Source organism: Lysinibacillus sp. GbtcB16, from assembly GCF_019091145.1.
Taxonomy (GTDB): domain Bacteria; phylum Bacillota; class Bacilli; order Bacillales_A; family Planococcaceae; genus Lysinibacillus; species Lysinibacillus fusiformis.
In genome coordinates this window covers 1-346 of record NZ_JAGXJV010000194.1, presented here as the reverse complement: position 1 = coordinate 346, position 346 = coordinate 1, and the positions used below count along the sequence as shown (strand labels likewise).

1 pseudogene is annotated in these 346 nt (G+C 25.7%); it reads right to left on the bottom strand.

The window, feature by feature from the left end:
- A pseudogene (locus tag KVT27_RS23970) lies at positions 1-207 on the bottom strand (DUF418 domain-containing protein); the annotation flags it as partial.
- Positions 208-346: the final 139 nt, after the last annotated feature.

Below are 346 nucleotides of genomic sequence, written 5' to 3'. Positions count from 1 at the left end.
AAAAAGATAACTACCAAATCCAAATAAGAAGAATAGGATAGGGTAAAATTTTCTGTTAAAAATTGAATATAATTCATCATGGAATTCATTATTAACACCTACATTATTCATAACCTGATAACTATTCACAAGAAGAACTCCCAACAAGGCAAATCCTCGTAAGTAATCCATTGTATCTATTCTTATATACGCATTTAATTTATTCATTTGGAATCTCCTAATACACTTAAAGGTTATTTTACAAAAATAAAAATGTGCCTCTGTAAATTTAAATATCCCTACCAATAAAAGATTTATTAACTATTAGAAACAGACTTAATGTTTTTATTTTTATCAGCTCCTTTTT